Source organism: Williamsia serinedens (assembly GCF_024171725.1).
In the GTDB taxonomy this organism is placed as follows: Bacteria; Actinomycetota; Actinomycetes; order Mycobacteriales; family Mycobacteriaceae; genus Williamsia_A; species Williamsia_A serinedens.
Genome location: NZ_JAMTCG010000006.1, coordinates 172,267 through 189,717 on the forward strand (window position 1 = coordinate 172,267; position 17,451 = coordinate 189,717).

Consider the following 17,451-nt stretch of genomic DNA (forward strand, 5'->3'; position numbering starts at 1 on the left):
GGTCGCTGCAGGGGAAGGTCACCGGAACCGACTCAGGAGGTGACCGGCACGACCACGGCCTCCCGCAGGAGCCGACGGATCAGCACGGCGGAGTCGGCGTCGTCGAGACCGGGGAGGGACGCCACGTCGGCGTCGCCACCGTCGACGAGGTGCCTGATCGCCTCGGCGCAGATGGCCGGGAACGAGATGGTCCGTCCGGTGAGGTGGAGGTGGACGCGGTCGGCGTCGTCGGACATCGTGGCGATGAGACCGTGCCGCAGACGTACGCGCTGGGCGGCGGGATCGGCCATGGCCTCCAGCGTGGCCAGCGGGCGGACGGCGACCGGTCGTGTGCGCGTGGCCATCTCGCGGGTCAGATCCGTCGCGACACCGGCACCCCACTCGTGGGCACGGTCGCGCAGCTCGTCGGCGAACGCCAACAGCGCCTTCGTCGCCTCCGCCTCGAGGGTGGCGTGGTCGGTCGGGTCGATGCCGATGGGCAGCGACGTCCGCAGGTCGCTGACCTGCCTGGCAACGCGATCGACCGCAGCGCGGACCACGTCGACGCGGGTGAGTGCGGGGACGCCGATGGTGAGATGGATCGACGTCTCGTCGGTGGTGCGGGCACTGTGCAGCCATCCGCGGGGGAGGTACAGCGCGTCGCCGGGCGCGAGCGTGGTGTCGATGTGCGGGTCGCCGGCCACGCGGTCGGCGATGGCCTCGCGGTGATCGGTCCACGGCTGCGACGACAGCGGGCTCTCGACCACCGGCTCGTGGATCGTCCAGTGCTTGTGCCCGGCGATCTGCAACACGAACACGTCGTGCACGTCATGGTGGGAGTCGAAGCCCCGACTGCCCGGAGGGGTGATGTAGGCGTTGGCCTGCACGGGGTGTCCGAGGTCGTCGACCAGACCGCGGACGAAGTCGATGATCGGCGGCCACAGCCGGTGAAGTCCCTGCAGAACGATCGATGCACCGTCGGCGAAGGCCGCGAGTGCCTTCGCGGAGTCGACCTGGTCGCCGATCTCGGCACCGACGCCGGCCGGGGAGAGGAACTCGTCCCGCGCGAGCAGGGATCCGTTTTTGGCCATCCGGATGAACGGGGCACGGACGCCGCGTTCGGCCAGGAGCTCGTCGACAGCCTGCGTCGAGAGGAGGTCGGCGAAGTCACGCGGCAGGTCCGCGGCCCGAGTGAGAAGAGGCCGGACACCCCAGTGACTATTGCCGAACGTCGCGGGATCGACAGCGACGCACCGGCTCAGGGTGTCCGACCTCTGCATCTCTCAGCTCTCGTGGTGGTGCCGACGATCAGGCGGTGCCGTCGGCGCCGCCGTCGTGGCCGTTCGGGTTCGAACCGCCGTCGGCCGGGCCCTCGCCTTCGGACGCGGTGCCGTCGGCGCCGCCGTCGTGACCGTTCGGGTTCGAACCGCCGTCGGCCGGGCCCTCGCCCGCGCTCGCGGTGCCGTCGGCGCCGCCGTCGTGACCGCCCGGGTTGGAGCCGCCGTCGGCCGGGCCTTCGCCGCCCGCGCTCGAGGTGGTGATGTCGTTGTCGTCGAGTGCCATGGTGTGCCTCTCCTCGTTCGCTCGTCGTCGAGTGCGAGCGGCCGGGCCGCTCACCTCATCTCTACCACCGCTGCCGTCGGCCGCAGCCTGTTCGGCGAACCGACGCAGACCGACACGGAGTACCCCGCGGTGTCCGGATCAACCTCGCCGGGACCGGCGGGCATTCCCGGGCACGAGGACGTCCGTCGTCACCCGGCTCGGACGAGCTCCGCGGACTTGCGGGCGATGGCGAGTTCCTCGTCGGTGGGGACGACGAGAACCGCGACGGCCGCGTCGTCCGGCGAGATGCGGCGGGCCTGTCGGGACCGGACGGTGTTGGCCTCGGGGTCGACCGCGATGCCGAACCCCTCGAGGCCCGTGAGGGCGTCGGCCCGCACATTCGACGCGTTCTCGCCGACGCCGGCGGTGAAGACGATCGCGTCGACGCGACCGAGGTCGACCATGTAGGCGCCGATGTACCGACGCAGGCGGTGGATGTAGACGTCGTACGCCAGACGAGCGCGCTCGTCCCCGTCGTCGATGCGGGCTGTGATGGTCCGGAAGTCGTTGTCCCCGCACAGACCCTTCAGGCCGGCCTCTTTGTTGAGCATGGTGTCGACGGCGTCGACGTCCATGTCGGCGACACGTTCGAGGTAGGCGACGATCGCTGGGTCGAGATCGCCACTGCGCGTACCCATCACGAGTCCCTCGAGGGGCGTGAGACCCATGGTGGTGTCCACCGCGCGCCCTCCGCGGACCGCCGACGCCGACGCCCCGTTCCCGAGGTGCAGGACGATGAGGTTCAGCTGGTCGGCGGGCCTGTCGAGGAAGTCGGCCGCTGCGCCGCTGACGTATTCGTGCGAGGTCCCGTGGAACCCGTACCGGCGGATGTCGTACCGCTGCGCGATCTCGTCGTCGATCGCGTAGGTGGCCGCGTGCGCCGGCAGGTCGTGGAAGAACGCGGTGTCGAAGACGGCGACCTGCGGCACCTCGGGGAAGATGTCCCGCATCGCGCGGACCCCTGCGAGGTTCACGGGGTTGTGCAGCGGCGCGAGACTGCTCAACTCGTCGATGGCCGCGACCGCGTCGTCGTCGAGCACGACAGGCTGACTGAACCGCCTGCCGCCGTGGACGACCCGGTGCCCGACCGCCAGCAGCCGCGTCGACCGCAGGTCGGTGCCCGCCTCGGCGAAGAGGTCGAGGGCGGTGTGGAGCGCGGCCTTGTGATCGGCGACGGCACCGTGGGTCTCGTGCGTGGCACCACCCTGCTCGTGACTGGCCGACGCGTCGTCGGACCCGATCCGCTCGACGATGCCCGTCGCGATGCGATCTCCCGAGTCGGGTTCGACCAGCTGGTACTTCAGGGACGACGACCCTGCGTTGAGGACGAGGACGGCGTCACTCACCGCGACTCCCCCAGCGCCTGCGCCTGGATGGCGGTGATGGCGACCGTGTTCACGATGTCGGACACCAGCGCGCCGCGGGACAGGTCGTTGATCGGGGCCGCGAGCCCCTGCAGGACAGGACCGATCGCGACCGCACCCGCGCTGCGCTGCACCGCCTTGTAGGTGTTGTTGCCGGTGTTCAGGTCCGGGAACACGAGGACGGTCGCGCGTCCGGCGACGTCGGAGTCGGGCATCTTGCTCTTCGCGACACTCGGTTCGACGGCGGCGTCGTACTGGATGGGACCCTCCACCGACAGGTCGGGATCGCGGTCGCGCACGAGTTCGGTTGCCTCGCCGACCTTGTCGACGTCGGCGCCCGACCCGGATTCACCCGTCGAGTAGGACAGCAGCGCCACTCTCGGTTCGATGCCGAACTGGGCCGCCGTCGCGGCCGAGGAGATTGCGATGTCGGCGAGTTGTTCGGCGGTCGGATCGGGGACGATTGCGCAGTCGCCGTAGGCGAGAACACGATCGGCCAGGCACATGAAGAACACGCTGGAGACCGTCGACACGCCCTCGGTGGTCTTGACGATCTCGAAGGCCGGCCGGATCGTGTGTGCCGTCGTGTGCGCGGCGCCGGACACCATGCCGTCGACCATCCCCGCGTGGACCATCAGGGTCCCGAAGTACGAGACGTCGGTGACGACCTGGTGCGCGCGGTCGAGGTTGACGCCTTTGTGTGACCGGAGATCGGCGTAGGTCTGGGCGAACTGCTCGCGGTACTCCGACGTCTGCGGGTCGATGACCTGCGCGTCGGACAGGTCGATACCGAGTTCCTGTGCGCGCGAGTGGACGTCGTCGACGTTGCCGAGCAGGGTCAGGTCGGCGACACCGCGGCGCAGCAGGCGCCCGGACGCCCGCAGGATCCGGTCGTCGGTGCCCTCGGGCAGGACGATCCGCTTGCGATCGGACTTCGCGCGCGCGACGAGCTGGTACTCGAACATCTGCGGGGTGACGACGGTCGGCGCGGACAGGCGCAGCTTGTCGAGCAACGACTCCGAGTCGACGTGGTTCTCCATCAGGGTGAGCGCGGCGTCGATCTTGCGGACGGACTCGACGCCGACGCGGCCGCGCGCGAGCGCCGCGGTGCGGGCGGTCTCGTAGGTGCCCTGATCGCAGGTGATGATCGGCAGCGCCGGCCGGAGACCCTGCACCAGCGACTCGATCATCGGGTGCGGCGTGATGCCGCCGTTGAGGATGATGCCCGACAACTTCGGGAACCCCTGTGCGGCATTGGCTGTCACCAGCGCGAGGAGCACGTCGGAGCGGTCGGCGGGGGCGATGACGGCGACGCCGTCGGTGAGGCGCTCCAGGATGTGCTCGGCGGTCATGCCGCCGACCATCACCGACAATGCCTCCCGGTCGAGCAGTTCGGGGTCGCCGCTGTAGAGCTTCCCGTCGAGTGCGGCCATGAGTTCGGACATGGTGGGCGCGACGAGCACGGGGTCCTCCGGCAGCGCCCACGCCGGCAGGCCGGTGGCCTCGAGTCGCTCGCGGATCGTGTCGAGGTCGTCGGGGGCGCACCGGTTCGCGATGAGGGCGACGGCCTGCGCGTGCTCGCCCCGGACCTCGGCGAGGCAGACCTCGGCGAGCGACACGATCTCCTCGGGGGAGCGGTCGGCCGCCTTCAGCGCCAGTAGCATGGGGGTGCCCAGGTTCGCCGCGATCCGTGCGTTGAAGCTGAGTTCCGACGGGCTCGCGACGTCGGTGAAGTCCGAACCGATGACCAGCACCGAGTCGCACTGCTCCTCGACGGCGTGGAAGCGGTCGACGATCTCGGCGAGGGTGGCCTCGGGGTCGGCGTGGACCTGCTCGTAGGTGACGCCGATGCAGTCGTCGTAGGAGAGGTCCACCGAGTCGTGCTCCATGAGGAGTTCGAGGATGTAGTCGCGCTCCCCCGATGCGGCGCGGGAGATGGGTCGGAACACCCCCACTCGCCCACCGGTGGCCGCGAGCAGGTGCAACGTCCCGAGCGCGATGGTCGACTTGCCGGTGTCCCCCTCGGGTGACGCGATGTAGATGCTGCTCGACGTGCCGGGGAGTCCGTCGGGACTGTCTGCGCCCATGGCCACAGCCTAGGGGCGTGACCCGATCGAGACGCGGTCGCGCCCGGATCGACTGTTCGTACTCTCGACCGGCGGGCGCTCGACACGTTTCACTGAAGCGATGCGACGGTTTGCTACGTCAATGTCGACGGCGATCGCGGTGGCGGCCGTGCTGGGTGCGCTCGCCGCGCCGGCCGGAGCCGCACCGGCCGACCGCGTGGTGTCGGTCGTCCCGATGGCGGCGGCGCCCGCCTTCACGACGATCTCGGCGGTGCGGAAGTACGCGGTCGACCACCCCGACGCCCGGCCCGCCGGCACCAACGACCCCGGCTGCCGACCGTCCGCGGTGCATCCGCGGCCCGTCGTCCTGCTGCACGGCACCGACTCGAGCGCCTATGCCGACTTCTCCGGTCTCGCCCCGACCCTCGCCGGCCAGGGCTTCTGTGTGTACGCGATCAACTACGGCGGAGCCGTCGGCGCCACCACCTTCGGGACCGAGGACATCCGGCTCGGCGCCCCCGCCGTCCGGGCCTTCGTCGACCAGGTGCGGGCCTGGACGGGCGCCGACCGTGTGGACGTCGTCGGGTACTCCCAGGGCGCCACGGTCGGGCGGTACGTGGTGAACAAGCTGGGCGCGGCCGCCGTCACCGATCGGTGGATCGGGCTCGCCCCGCCGAGTCACGGCAGCACGTTCTACGGGTTGGGGTTGCTCACTCGCATCCCCGGTGTGTCGCGGCTGGTGTCGCCGAAGCCGGTGAACCCGTCGATGCTGCAGCAGGTGACGGGGTCGAAGTTCCTGCGCGAACTGAACACGCCCACCGAGACCGTCCGCGGAGTCCGCTACCTGACCATCCGCACCGCGGTCGACGAGGTGATCCAGCCGTCCACCAGCGGCATCCTGCGCGACGGTGCCGCGCGCGACGTCGTCGTGCAGGAGCGCTGCCCCGCCGACATGACCGGCCACTTTCGCATGCCCTACGACGCCGTGGCCCAGAACCTGGTGATCGACGACCTCGGCGGCACCCCTCTCCCCGGCGCCTGCCGGCCGGTTCCCCTCGGCGAGGGCATCGGCGACGTGATCCTCAACGCCCGGCGCTGACCGAGTCGCTCAGAACGGCGGCGGGTTCGCGTCGTCGGCGCGTTCGACGGCGCGCAGGTGTGCGGCGCGTTTCTGTGTGCGTCGGGTGGCGAGTGTGGTTCTGGCGGGGTGGTTCTGGGGTTTCGCAGGTGGTCCGAGGGCGGGGAAGATGTCGAGGGCGGTGTAGGCGTTGCCGAGGAACATGTGGCCGGTGGGGGATTGGAAAAACGCCTCACCGAGGGGTGACTGGTAGTCGCGCCATCGTTTGTCGAAGGTCTTGACGCGGTGGTGGAACCGGCACAGCGGTTTCAGGTTCTCGCGCACCGTCTCGCCGCCAGTGTGCGGATCGCGGTGGTCGAACGGGTCGGTGTGGTCGAGGTCGACTGACCACGCGGGTGCGGAGCAGCCGGGGAAGGTGCAGCAGAGTTCGCCGGCGCGGACGAGGGCCTGCAGTTTCTTCGACGGCACGTAAGTCGATGCCGATGTCGCGGCGCGGGCGGGGTCGTCGCGGCGGAGGAATTCGCGCTCGGCGTCGGCGAGGAGGGCGCGCATGGTGTCGGCGTCGATGATCCCGCGCCCGTCGAGGTAGCCGGGCTGGTCGTCCAGACCGAGCACCGTCGACAGGTTGACCACGATGTGGAAGAAGGGCTGCGCCGCCGTGACGGGCGGTGCGATCGGCTGCGGCGCAGGCTGCTCGACGGCGGGCGCAGGGTCGACCGGCGCGTCGACGTCGACATCAATCTCGGTGTCGGTTGGCCCGGTGCAGGTGGCGCAGCCGCAGGTGAGGTGGTCGACGCCGGCGGCGAGCGCGGTGAGGGCGTCGGCGCGGCGCTGCGCGCGGGTTCGAGGATCACCGGAGTGCACGGAAGCGGCCATGGCGGTGAGGCGGGCGTCGATCGCGGCGGCGTCGGTGATCGGCAGGGACGCCGACACCCGCGACGCGCCGGGCTGGAACCGGTCGGGACGGATGGTGACGTCCCGGTCGGCGGCAGCGCGTTCTTTCCGGCGCAGCAGGGCATCGGGGTCGACCATCGCCACGATCGCATCCACCATCGCGCCGAGGCGTGCCCGGGACAGGGGTGGCCGGTCGAACAGGGCTTGGGCGATGTGGGTGTCGAGGATTTTCACCAGCTCTGGGTCGACGACCAGCTTGGTGCGGGTGCAGATGAGCAAAAACCCGGCCAGGTCGATGCGTCCCACGGCGAGGGCTTGGCCGGTGAAGACCAAGCGGTAGCGGGCGGTGTCACCGGCGGTGATGATCTCCCGCGCCTTCGCGGCGGGCACGTTGAGGACGGCACCGACTTCGGCGGTCGCACGCTCCATCCCGTCGGGCCCGAACTCGGCCCGCGGATCCCGACCGGCGAAGTGCTCCATCCCCGCGGCCATCAGCTCGTCGACCGAGACACGTTCACCGGAATCCCGCTCGGCGACCTCGATCAGATAGTCCTCGCACCGTTCGTCGAAAATCAGGCTGGCAGCGCACAGCATCCGGTAATCCGCCGAGGCGGTGATCGACCGGCAATGCGCGAGGACCTCGACGAGCTCAGCCGCGGAGTTCTTGTCGTCGGCAGCCAGCGATGCCACCACACCCGAGGTGTCGTAGGTGGCCCCCGCCTGACTCATGCACCGAACATACATTCGACCACCGACAAAGATGGGCGAACGCGATCGCGCCTGTGCACAACATGATCAGCTGTCTCCGACCCGAGACAGCTTGTAGTGCAGTCGCAAGGCGGTGAGCGGACCGACTGACAGACGGTGGTCCGTCCGGAGCGTGTACTCGTCGTCGCGATAGACCAGGAACTCCTCGCGCAACGGAGCCCGCGACGCGAACCATCGATCGCCCGAACAAACGGTGATGTATGCGCCTTCGCAACCGAACTCGCGAGAGCGCGACAGCAGTCGCAGGGCGCCGCCGTCGACAACGGACGGACGGAGGAAGACCTGGACAGAACCCATCTCGAGCGGGAACGCGACCTTGACATGGGGCTGATCGTCCTCGGCCCCCGGCAGGGTCTCGACTCCGTAGAAGCCGCTGTACACGGGGCTTCCGTCGCTGACCAGCGTGCGCAGCCACGCCGCGCCGCGACGAGAACCGTCGGCCCGACGGACGACCCGGACAGTACTGGTCATCCCCCGGCTCACCGACATCGGTGAGGTGGGCAGTGCGAGCTGCCGGACACGGCGCCCGAAGAACCTGGTGACGAACGCTCCGCCGGGTGCGAACACCGGATTCCATTGCGACCAGACGTCCATCGACCACGCGGACGTCCGCTCGTAGAAGTCGCGCACGAGATCATCGAGGTCCGCGGCCACGAAGCCGGGGCCATCGAGCGCGGCCATGTCGGCCAGGAGACCGCCGGCTCCCGGATCGTCGACGAATCCTGCCGCGTCAAGATCGTCGAGCCAGGAGTCGCCCGCACCGCCGAGCCGATTCGAGGGGGCTTGCAGCCAAGCGTCGCGGGAAGATCCGGGGTCGATCTCCGTCCCGACCGTTCGCCAGAAGAGTCGCGTCGAGAGGTCGACTCGTGAGCTCAGCCGGCGTGCCGTCATGGCCCAGAAGGTTAGATGCGGACAGTGCCGGCTGGCATCCTCGACCAGTGGTCGTGAACGTCGCAGCTGATCCCGGGCCCGTCGCTGGGCTTCGATGGGAGTGGGCCCGCGGCGCGGACCCCACGCTGCCCGCCGAGCCCGACAACGAGTTCGTCGCCGCAGTCCGCGACTGGATGGCGGACCCGACGCGCACCGTGTGGACGGCGGGCGAGGACCCCGTCGGGATGGTCTGCCTGACCGAGTACACCCGGATGCCATCGCCGTCGGACGCGGCGGGCGGCCGGTGGGGTTACCTCGGCCACCTCTATGTGCGGCCCGAGGCGCGCGGTGGCGGCGTGGGCGACGCGCTGGTCCGGACGGTCGTCGCCGAGGCCATCGACCGCGGTCATGCGAAGGTCGTCCTGTCGCCCAGCCTCCGGTCGATTCCGCTCTACCGACGCTGTGGGTTCACCGACGACAACGACCTGATGGTCTGGCGGCCCTGACACGACGACGGTTCCGGTGCCCGCCCGTGTCGCTGAGCGACACGAACGCGCACCGGAACCGTGGGTCGGGCCGGGTCAGGTGAGGGCGTACACCGTCTGGCCGCCGACGGTCGTCGCGGTGTAGTTCGCGGCGACCCACTGCGCGATCTGCGTGGCGCTCGAGCTGCTGCCGCCCGGGCCACCAGCGCTACCACTGCCGATGTAGTAGGCGATCTTCCCGTCCTTCACGTACTGGATGAACTGCGCCAGTGTCGGTGTGGGGTCGCCGCTCCAGCCGCCGATGGCCATGACCGATGTGCCGCTCGCGATCTCGAGTCCCGACGCCGACTGCGAACCGTTCACGGCCGCAGCCCACGTGGTCGTCGTCGACTTCAGCAACGCGGTGAGTTCCGACGACGTCGCACCGCCCATGCCCATCCCGCCGGCACCGCCACCCGACTGCCGCGTCGACGCCGAACCCTGCTGCGCCGAACCCTGCTGGGTCGGCGTCGAACCCTGCTGACCACCGGCACCCGACGGCGGCGTGCCGCGCTGGGCGGAGCCGCCCGAACCACCAGGGCCACCGCCCATCCCGCCACCGGGACCGCCCATGCCGGACGCCTGCGACGTCGAGACCGCCGTCGGGATCGATCCCGTGTGCTCGGTTGCGGCGGTGGCGATCCCGAACGCCGCTGTCGCACTGAACCCGACGAGCGCACCGAGGATCGCCATGGTCGCGACGAGCTTCTTCCACCGCATCTGCCCACCGACGACGACGCCGAGGGCACACACGGCAGCGACCACACCGATCGCCCACCGAGTCCACGTCGGGCCGAAGTCGTTGCGTGACAGCAGGACGACAGACCATCCGGCCGCGAGCGCGATCATCGCGGCCAGCGCGAGACGACCGTCGAGACGGTCACGCAAGCGCCACGCGAACGCGGCACCGAGGCCGACGAGCGCTCCGATCGCCGGCGCCAGAGCCACCGTGTAGTACGGGTGGATCGTGCCACTCATGTAGCTGAAGATCAGGCCGGTCACGACGAGCCAGCCGCCCCACATCAGCAGACCGGCCTTCTCCCCGCGATCCAGACGGGCGGTCTCCCGCACGCGGATGAACTGCCGCACCACGAGATACAGACCGAAGACCAGCACGAACAGTGCGACCGGGAGCAGCCAGGAGATCTCGTTGCCCATCTCCGAGCCGAACAGCCGGTCGAGGCCCGTGGAGCCGCCGAAGCTGGACCCGGCGGCGCCGTTGCCGCCCATGCCGCCTCCGCCACCGTTGCCACTGCCGCCGAGGATGCGCCCGAGCCCGTTGTAGCCCAGCACGAGATCCATCACCGTGTTGTTCGTCGACCCACCGATGTACGGCCGCGACCCGGCGGGCCACAGCGCGACGACGAGCACCCACCAACCGGCCGCGACGACGAGCGACACCGCCGCGACGACGAGGTGCGCCAGCCTTCGCAGCCATCCGGTGTTGGCCAGCAGCAGGTAGGCGAGACCGAACGCGGGCAGCACCAGCAGGCCCTGCAGCATCTTCGTCAGGAACGCGAAACCCAGTGCGACGCCGACGAGTGCGAGCCACCGCCCGGACCCCGCCGTGACCGCACGGATGAGGGCGTAGCCCGCGGCCACCATGAGCAGCACCAGCAGCGCGTCGGGGTTGTTGAATCGGAACATCAACGCGGCGGCCGGGGTGAACGCCAGCACCGCCCCTGCGATGGTCGCGGCGATGGTGCCGAGCCGCTGGTCCGCGATCGTGCGACGGATCGTCGCGTAGAGCAGCGCCACGGCGGCGACGCCCATCAGCGCCTGCGGCGCGAGGACCGCCCAGCTGTTCATCCCGAAGATCCGCACCGACAGGCCCGTCACCCACAGCGACGCCGGAGGTTTGTCGACGGTGATGAAGTTCTGCGCGTCGAGCGACCCGAAGAACCACGCTTTCCAACTGGTCCCACCGGCCTGCGCGGCGGCCGCGTAGAAGCTGTTGGCGTACCCGTTCATCGACAGGTTCCAGAGATAGAGCACCGCGGTGACGACCAGCAGGATCGGCAGCGGTGCACGCGTCAGCACGCGGGAGCGGACAGGTCGGGACGACTCGAGGGCAGCCCGATGGCGACCACCATCGGGCTCCGATCCGGCGGGCGGGCGGGCCCGGTCGACGAGGGTGGTCATGAAGCCTCCGTAGGACGGCGACCGGCACGTGCCGGTCGGTGAGGTCTTCACGATGTCCGTTCTGCCTCGATCGTCCCTGCGCGGAGGCTGGGAGGTGGCTGGGAGCGTCCGCTGGTGGGAACGTGGGGTGATCGGCGACCGGGTCGACAACCTCGGGCGGCGGTCGCCCCGGACCACCCGATTACACGGTCGGCGAGCACTTCATCTCGTGCGGCGGGCGCCCGATGGGACGCGTGCTGCACGTGGCCCCGGGAAGGGAGTTCACCGGGGAGATCGCGGGCGCGACGATGTCCTACGAGCTGATTCCCCAGGGTGATTCGACCCGACTGCTGCTGAAGGTCGTCATGGCGCGGGGACGTCCGATCGCGCCTCTGGTGTCGGTCGGTGACCTCGTCATGGCCCGACGACAGCTGCTGAACCTCACGCGTCTCGCCGAGGGGTGACCGCTCAGCTGCCGGCGATCGCAGCCTGGTCGCCGACACCGGAGACCGTCGCCCGCAACGCAGCGACGGTCGAGGCGTAGCGCGAGGACTTGATCTCGCCGAGTGTGCGGCCACGGGTGTTCTGGTGGGTCCGCCCGTAGGTGATGGCGGCGGCGAGCACCTCGTCGGCCGCGACCGCCGCGTCGGCGATCCCGAGATCGCGAGCCAGTTCTCCGCCGTAGCGACGGCCCGTCATGAGCATCTCGTGGGCGGGGCGCACCGGCAGCCGGTCGGCCACGAGCAGCACGCTCCCCGGCGCGTAGCTCGCACCGATGGTGATGCCGGGCATGCAGATGTAGCCGCGATCGGCCCGCATCACCATGTGGTCGTGCGCGATGGCGACCAGCGCGCCGCCGCCGAACGCGTGCCCCTGCACGGCGGCCGCGGTCGGCATCGGGAAGGTCAGCAACCGGGCGAGCAGCTCCTGGACGCTCTGGGTGTAGGCGTCGACCTGGTCGACGTGCTCGAGCACCCAGGCGGTGTCGAGACCCGTGGAGAAGAACTTCCCCGCGCCCGTCGTGACCAGCGCGGCGGGTCCCTCCGACGCGAGGACCTCGTCGAGGAGCTCGTTGATCTGCGCCACCTGCGGCGGCCCGAGGACGTTCTCGGTGTCGGTCGCCCCCTCCTCGTTCAGGTGGAGCACGAACACGGTGTCGTCACGCGTCAGGTGTGGCACACGCCCGACCCTAGTCGGGCACGCGCACCGGGGGCGGTGTGTCGGCGACAGCGGTCTCGGGTGCTTCCCCGCCCCGCTGCCGGGGGCGCCGACGACTGATCGCGACACCACCCAGGCACAGCGCACCGCCGATGAACCCGAACACCGTCGGCACCTCGCCGAGGGTCAGCCACGACAGGCCGATCGCCAGGGCCGGGACCACCAGCGACGTCGCGGCCAGCTTCCCCGCGTCCGTGCGGGTGAGGGCGTAGGCCCAGGTCGTGAACGCGATGGCCGTGGGACCGATCCCCAGGTACACCACCCCGAGCACCGCCGACGTGGGCGCCGCGGCGATCTCCTGGACGCTCAGCGGAGCGAACGGGACCGTCGCGAGCATGCCCGCGGCACAACCCACCCAGGTCGCGGTGATCGAATCGACCTCGTGCAGAGCGGCTTTCTGCATCAGGACACCCGACGCGTACAGCACGGCGGTCACCAGTCCGAGTCCGATGCCGAGCATGTCGTTGCTCCCGCCACCGCTGCCACCGACGGCGATGACGACCACACCGGTGAACGCGATCGCCATGCCGATGACCAGCGGCCGGGGGAAGCCCTCCCCGAAGAACAGCCCCGCCGTCACCGCCACCAGGATCGGGGCGAAGTTCACCAGCAGCGACGCGGTGCCGGCGTCGAGATGCCGCTCGGCCCAGTTGAGCAGCACCGTGTACGCCCCGAACCACAGGACGCCGTACCCGACCACCAACAGCAGCGACCGCCCGCGGGGGAACGGCCGACGATTGCGGGAGGCGATCAGCAGCAGCACCGCGGTCCCGACCACCAGTCGCAGGAACGCCATCCCGCCGGGCGAGAAATGCCCTCCCGCAGAGCGGATGACGACGAACGACGACGCCCAGAGCAGCATCGTGACGGCGGCGGCGAGGACAGGCAGAGTCCCCGCGTCGAGACGACGGGTCATGGGTCGAGCCTCGCCGACGGACCAGGCCGCCGACAAGCGAGTTCCGGACACGGACCGCACAGTGGCTGCCAGATCACGCCCCGTCCGGTCACCCTCTGCCGACGAACTGCGCGATCCGCTGCGCCATGGCTTCCGGGTCCCACATGTGCTGCGCCCCCGGGACGCGCTCGGATCGCCCGTCGACGGCGGCAGCGGCGATCGCGTCGGCCGCCTCCGGCATGCCGGGGAAGGTGTCGGTGCCCACGACCGCCAACACCGGCGCCGTCACCGGCGCGAGGACACGGTCCAGTGGTTCGGCACTGACCGCGACGAGTGACCGGCCGTCGGCGCGGAGACTGCCCACCTGCGCCACGATGCCGTCCCAGATGCCGGCCTGCTGAGCCATCTCGATGAACTCGGCGGGCATGTCGCGCATGTACTGGCGCTGCGCCCCGTCGCGGTCCCCGATGTCGAGGCGACGCTCGAACTCGTCGATCCACTCGCGGGTGTCGGCGCCGTCTTTCATGAACGGCGCCTCCCACAGCACGAGCCCGGTCACCGGCAGGCCCGCCCGGGCGGCCTCGATCGCGATCGCGCACCCGGACGAATGACCGCACAGCACAGCCGATCCCCCGGCCGCGTCGATCATCGCGGCGACGGCCGCCAGTTCGCGTTCCAGCGTGATGTCCCCACCGGCGGGGCTCTCGTTGCGACCGAGACGGTCGTACACGATCGACGAGACACCCCGCTGCGCGAGCAGCGTCGCGGTCGCGGTGGTACCCGGGTCGCCCGCACGGTGCGGACCTGCGCCCGCGATGAAGACCACCGCGGGTCCCCCGCTGCCGTGGTGGTCGAAGGCGACGCGGTCACCGAGGGAGGTGATCGCGAACTCGGTCATGACCCAGGAAACCATCCCTGCGGCGACCTAGCCGCTCGTGACGGTCAGCTTCCGCAACCGCGGCTCGAGGTCCTTCGCGAAGTTGTCGAGGAAACGCTGCTGGTCGTGGCCCGGCGCGTGGAACACCAGGTGGTTCAGGCCCGCGTCGGTGTACTGCTTCACGGCCTCGACTGCCTCGTCGGGATCGGACGCGACGATCCACCGCTTGGCGACCTGCTCGATGGGCAGCTCGTCGGCGAGGCGCTCCATCTCCGTCGAGCTGTTCACGCTGTGCTTCTGCTCCTGCGTCAGCGACAGCGGCGCCCAGAACCGCGTGTTCTCCAGCGCCAGTTCGGGATCGGGGTCGTAGGAGATCTTGATCTCGATCATCCGGTCGATGTCGTCGATCGACCGCTCCGCCTTCTCCGCGCCCTCCTTCACGGCCGGGATGAGCTTCTCGGTGTAGAGCTCCATGCCCTTGCCCGAGGTGCAGATGAACCCGTCGCCCTGTCGCCCGGCGTACCGCGCGACGACGGGGCCACCGGCGGCGACGTAGACCGGGACGGGCTTCTCCGGGATGTCGTACATGTAGGCGCCCTGGGTAGTGTAGTACTCGCCCTCGAAGTCGACCTTCTCGCCGGTCCACAGCTCGCGCATCAGACGGATGGACTCGCGCAGGCGGGCGAACCGCTCCTTGAACTCCGGCCACTCGCCGGTGAACCCGGTCGCGTACTCGTTCAGCGCCTCGCCGGTCCCGACGCCGAGCATGATCCGGTTCGGGTACATGCACGCCATCGACGCGAAGGCCTGCGCGATGACGGCGGGGTTGTAGCGGAACGTCGGGGTCATCACCGACGTGCCGATCTGGACGCGCTTCGTGCGCTCACCGACCGCGGCCATCCAGGCCAGCGAGAACGGGGCGTGACCACCCTCGTGGCGCCAGGGCTGGAAGTGGTCGCTGACGGCGACGGAGTCCATGCCCGCCCCCTCGGCAGCGACAGCGATCTCGACCAGTTCCCGCGGGTCGAACTGTTCCGCCGACGCCTTGTATCCGAGCCTGAGTTCCTGAGCCATTGCTTCACCTCGCCCTTCGACGATCCACCGCCGCGTCCACGACAGCTCCACCGTAGCCCGACCTACGGAGCGAGTGATCCGTCGGGCAGCGGCGCCGCCGGCAGGTCCAGCCGGAACACCGCGCCCGGCGGGTCCGTCGACACCAGCACCACCTCGCCACCGTGCGACCGTGCCAGTCCCCGCGCCACGGCCAGTCCCAGGCCCGACCCGCCGGAACGGCGGTCGCGGGAGTCGTCCAGACGCACCATCCGCTCGAACACGCGGTCGCGGTCGGCGGGCGGGATGCCGACGCCGGAGTCGGCGACGACGAGGTGCACCCAACCCGGGGAGGCGTCGACGGTCAGCTGCACCCGGCCGCCCGTCGGCGTGGCCTGGCAGGCGTTGTCGACGAGGTTGGCGACGATCTGCGCGACCCGAACCGGGTCGGCGAGTGCCGGTGGCGCGGATCCCTGCACCGTCAGGGTCAGCTCCGGGTGCAGCAGGCGCACCCGGTCGGCCTGCTCGCGCGCGATCGCCCCGATGTCCGTGGGTTGCGGCGACAGGGTGATCCCGCTGTCGATGCGCGCCATCTCGAGCATGTCGTCGACGAGCCGTCCGGCGCGTCGGGTCTCCTGGATCAGCAGCAGGGTGAGGCGCTCCCGCTCCTCGACGGGGGTGTCGCGGTCGGCCTGCAGCAGCGTCTCGGCGACCGCCTGCACCCCGGTGATCGGTGTCCGCAGTTCGTGCGCGGCGTCGGCGACGAACTGCCGGACCGCCTGCTGCGCACCGCGTTCGCGCGCCTCGGCACCCTCGAGGGAGTCGAGCATGTCGTCGAAGGCCGCCGCGGTGCGGCCGAGTTCGGTGCCCGGGTCACGGGGGCTCAACCGCTCGCCGCGGTGCCCCCGGGCGATCGACCGCGCCAGCGAGGTCATCGCGTCGAGCGGTGCGAGCGCGAACCGCATCCCGACCCACAGCAGGCCGACGGTGACCACCAGCGCGGCGGCCCCGGCGATCACCATCCCCCAGAGCAGTCGGGTCTGGACGTCGTCGAGCAGTCGACTGTCCACGGCCAGCACCAGGCGTGCGCCCTGCGCCCACGCCCTCGTCGACCGCAGCTCGATCACCCGTCGCGCCGCGGAGTCGTCGTCGGGGAGCCGGGAGCCGTAGACGCGACCGTCGGCCAGGATCACCTGCGCTCGGACCGAGCGGTTGTCGACCCGCGACAGCAGCGCCTGCGGGGTGGCCGCGGTGCGCGCGATCTGCCGCGCATACGAGGCGCGGTCGGTGAGCAACCCGTCGACCGCGCGGTCGGAGGCGGTGGTGAACAGCGTGACCCCGATGACGACCATCGCGACGAGGACCACCGCCAGCACGATCGCCGCCAGCGCCGTCACCCGCAGACGCAACGACCCACCCGACCTCACCCGGGCTCACCGCCTGCGGTGTCGGCGCTGTCGAGGCGGTACCCCAGGCCGCGTTCGGTGTGCAGCAGTCGCGGCCCGTGGGCCTCGAGCTTGCGGCGCAGGGTGCTGATGTTGACCTCGACGAGGTTCGGGTCGTAGTGCTCGTACCCCCACACCGCGGTGAGGATCTGCGTCTTGGTGACGACACGTCCGCGACGTCCCGCGAGGAACACCAGGACCCGGAACTCGGTGGCGGTCAGGGAGATGGGTGTCCCGCCGCGCCGCACCGAGGCCGCCTCGGGGTCGATGACGAGGTCGTCGACGAGGATCGTCGACGCCACCCGCCCGCGCCGTCGCAGGACGGCGGTGACGCGGGCGACGAGCTCGGCCATCTCGAACGGCTTGGAGACGTAGTCGTCGGCGCCCTCGGTCAGCCCGTGCAGCCGGTCGGCGACGGCGTCGCGTGCGGTGACCATGAGGATCCCCGCGTCGCTGCGGCGCCGCACGATCTCGAGCAGGGCGAACCCGTCGGAACCCGGCAACATCACGTCGAGCAGGACGGCGTCGGGACGGAACTCCCGGAGGTCGTGCTCGAGTCGGGCACCGTCGGGACGGGCCAGCACGCTGTGACCCGCGTCGACCATCGCGGTCTCGATCGCGACCCGGATCGGCGTCGAGTCCTCGACCACGAGGACGCGGGCGCCGCCCGGTCCACCTGCACGGGGCTCGTCCACGTGCG

Annotated in this window: 16 protein-coding genes; 3 read left to right on the forward strand and 13 right to left on the reverse strand. The window is 70.5% G+C overall.

Features of this window, described 5'->3' with window-relative positions:
* Positions 1-32 precede the first annotated feature (32 nt).
* The 4 genes from LX12_RS16710 to pta all read right to left on the reverse strand — a co-directional run bounded on the left by LX12_RS16710 (position 33) and on the right by pta (position 5,032).
* The gene (locus tag LX12_RS16710; protein ID WP_253655707.1) at positions 33-1,259 is read right to left on the reverse strand and encodes a cupin domain-containing protein; all 1,227 of its coding nucleotides are present in this window, start codon (positions 1,257-1,259) and stop codon (positions 33-35) included.
* 28 nt (positions 1,260-1,287) lie between these two features.
* On the reverse strand, positions 1,288-1,542 hold the full coding sequence (locus tag LX12_RS16715) for a BatC protein (protein ID WP_253655708.1): 255 nt from the start codon (positions 1,540-1,542) through the stop codon (positions 1,288-1,290).
* A 188-nt stretch (positions 1,543-1,730) separates the two neighbouring features.
* Positions 1,731-2,927 carry an acetate kinase gene (locus LX12_RS16720; RefSeq protein ID WP_253655709.1) on the reverse strand — a complete coding sequence of 399 codons (1,197 nt, stop codon included), beginning with the start codon at positions 2,925-2,927 and terminating at the stop codon, positions 1,731-1,733.
* Positions 2,924-5,032 carry a phosphate acetyltransferase gene (gene pta / locus LX12_RS16725; protein WP_253655710.1) on the reverse strand — a complete coding sequence of 703 codons (2,109 nt, stop codon included), beginning with the start codon at positions 5,030-5,032 and terminating at the stop codon, positions 2,924-2,926. Before pta ends, LX12_RS16720 begins: the two co-directional genes overlap by 4 nt.
* A 121-nt stretch (positions 5,033-5,153) precedes the next feature.
* Between pta and LX12_RS16730 the strand changes: the two genes are divergently transcribed.
* Entirely contained in the window at positions 5,154-6,110 is a 957-nt protein-coding gene (locus LX12_RS16730) for an esterase/lipase family protein (RefSeq protein ID WP_253655711.1), read from the forward strand.
* 9 nt (positions 6,111-6,119) lie between these two features.
* On the opposite strand, the gene LX12_RS16735 is transcribed toward LX12_RS16730, so the two are convergent.
* Both LX12_RS16735 and LX12_RS16740 read right to left on the reverse strand, forming a co-directional pair.
* Positions 6,120-7,712 carry an HNH endonuclease signature motif containing protein gene (locus tag LX12_RS16735; RefSeq protein ID WP_253655712.1) on the reverse strand — a complete coding sequence of 531 codons (1,593 nt, stop codon included), beginning with the start codon at positions 7,710-7,712 and terminating at the stop codon, positions 6,120-6,122.
* Positions 7,713-7,778: 66 nt separating this feature from the next.
* Positions 7,779-8,642 carry a hypothetical protein gene (locus LX12_RS16740; protein WP_253655713.1) on the reverse strand — a complete coding sequence of 288 codons (864 nt, stop codon included), beginning with the start codon at positions 8,640-8,642 and terminating at the stop codon, positions 7,779-7,781.
* Between the two features lie 53 nt (positions 8,643-8,695).
* Between LX12_RS16740 and LX12_RS16745 the strand changes: the two genes are divergently transcribed.
* Positions 8,696-9,127 (forward strand): GNAT family N-acetyltransferase, encoded by a 432-nt coding sequence (locus LX12_RS16745; RefSeq protein WP_253655714.1) that lies wholly within the window; start codon positions 8,696-8,698, stop codon positions 9,125-9,127.
* A gap of 75 nt (positions 9,128-9,202) precedes the next feature.
* On the opposite strand, the gene LX12_RS16750 is transcribed toward LX12_RS16745, so the two are convergent.
* Positions 9,203-11,287 carry an ArnT family glycosyltransferase gene (locus LX12_RS16750; protein WP_253655715.1) on the reverse strand — a complete coding sequence of 695 codons (2,085 nt, stop codon included), beginning with the start codon at positions 11,285-11,287 and terminating at the stop codon, positions 9,203-9,205.
* Between the two features lie 224 nt (positions 11,288-11,511).
* Here LX12_RS16750 and LX12_RS16755 point away from each other — a divergent pair, with 224 nt between their 5' ends.
* The gene (locus LX12_RS16755; protein WP_253655716.1) at positions 11,512-11,730 is read left to right on the forward strand and encodes a hypothetical protein; all 219 of its coding nucleotides are present in this window, start codon (positions 11,512-11,514) and stop codon (positions 11,728-11,730) included.
* Positions 11,731-11,734: 4 nt separating this feature from the next.
* Here LX12_RS16755 and LX12_RS16760 read toward each other — a convergent pair whose 3' ends face one another.
* The 6 genes from LX12_RS16760 to LX12_RS16785 all read right to left on the reverse strand — a co-directional run bounded on the left by LX12_RS16760 (position 11,735) and on the right by LX12_RS16785 (position 17,446).
* On the reverse strand, positions 11,735-12,445 hold the full coding sequence (locus LX12_RS16760; protein WP_253655717.1) for an enoyl-CoA hydratase/isomerase family protein: 711 nt from the start codon (positions 12,443-12,445) through the stop codon (positions 11,735-11,737).
* A gap of 10 nt (positions 12,446-12,455) precedes the next feature.
* A complete protein-coding gene (locus LX12_RS16765) occupies positions 12,456-13,400 on the reverse strand; it encodes a DMT family transporter (RefSeq protein WP_253655718.1) in 945 nt (314 codons plus the stop codon).
* An 88-nt stretch (positions 13,401-13,488) separates the two neighbouring features.
* Entirely contained in the window at positions 13,489-14,277 is a 789-nt protein-coding gene (locus LX12_RS16770) for an alpha/beta fold hydrolase (protein ID WP_253655719.1), read from the reverse strand.
* A 27-nt stretch (positions 14,278-14,304) separates the two neighbouring features.
* On the reverse strand, positions 14,305-15,330 hold the full coding sequence (gene fgd / locus LX12_RS16775) for a glucose-6-phosphate dehydrogenase (coenzyme-F420) (protein WP_253655720.1): 1,026 nt from the start codon (positions 15,328-15,330) through the stop codon (positions 14,305-14,307).
* A gap of 62 nt (positions 15,331-15,392) precedes the next feature.
* Entirely contained in the window at positions 15,393-16,733 is a 1,341-nt protein-coding gene (locus LX12_RS16780; RefSeq protein ID WP_253655721.1) for a sensor histidine kinase, read from the reverse strand.
* Positions 16,730-17,446: a response regulator transcription factor gene (locus LX12_RS16785; protein WP_253655722.1), complete on the reverse strand. Its 717-nt coding sequence runs from the start codon at positions 17,444-17,446 to the stop codon at positions 16,730-16,732. Before LX12_RS16785 ends, LX12_RS16780 begins: the two co-directional genes overlap by 4 nt.
* Positions 17,447-17,451: the final 5 nt, after the last annotated feature.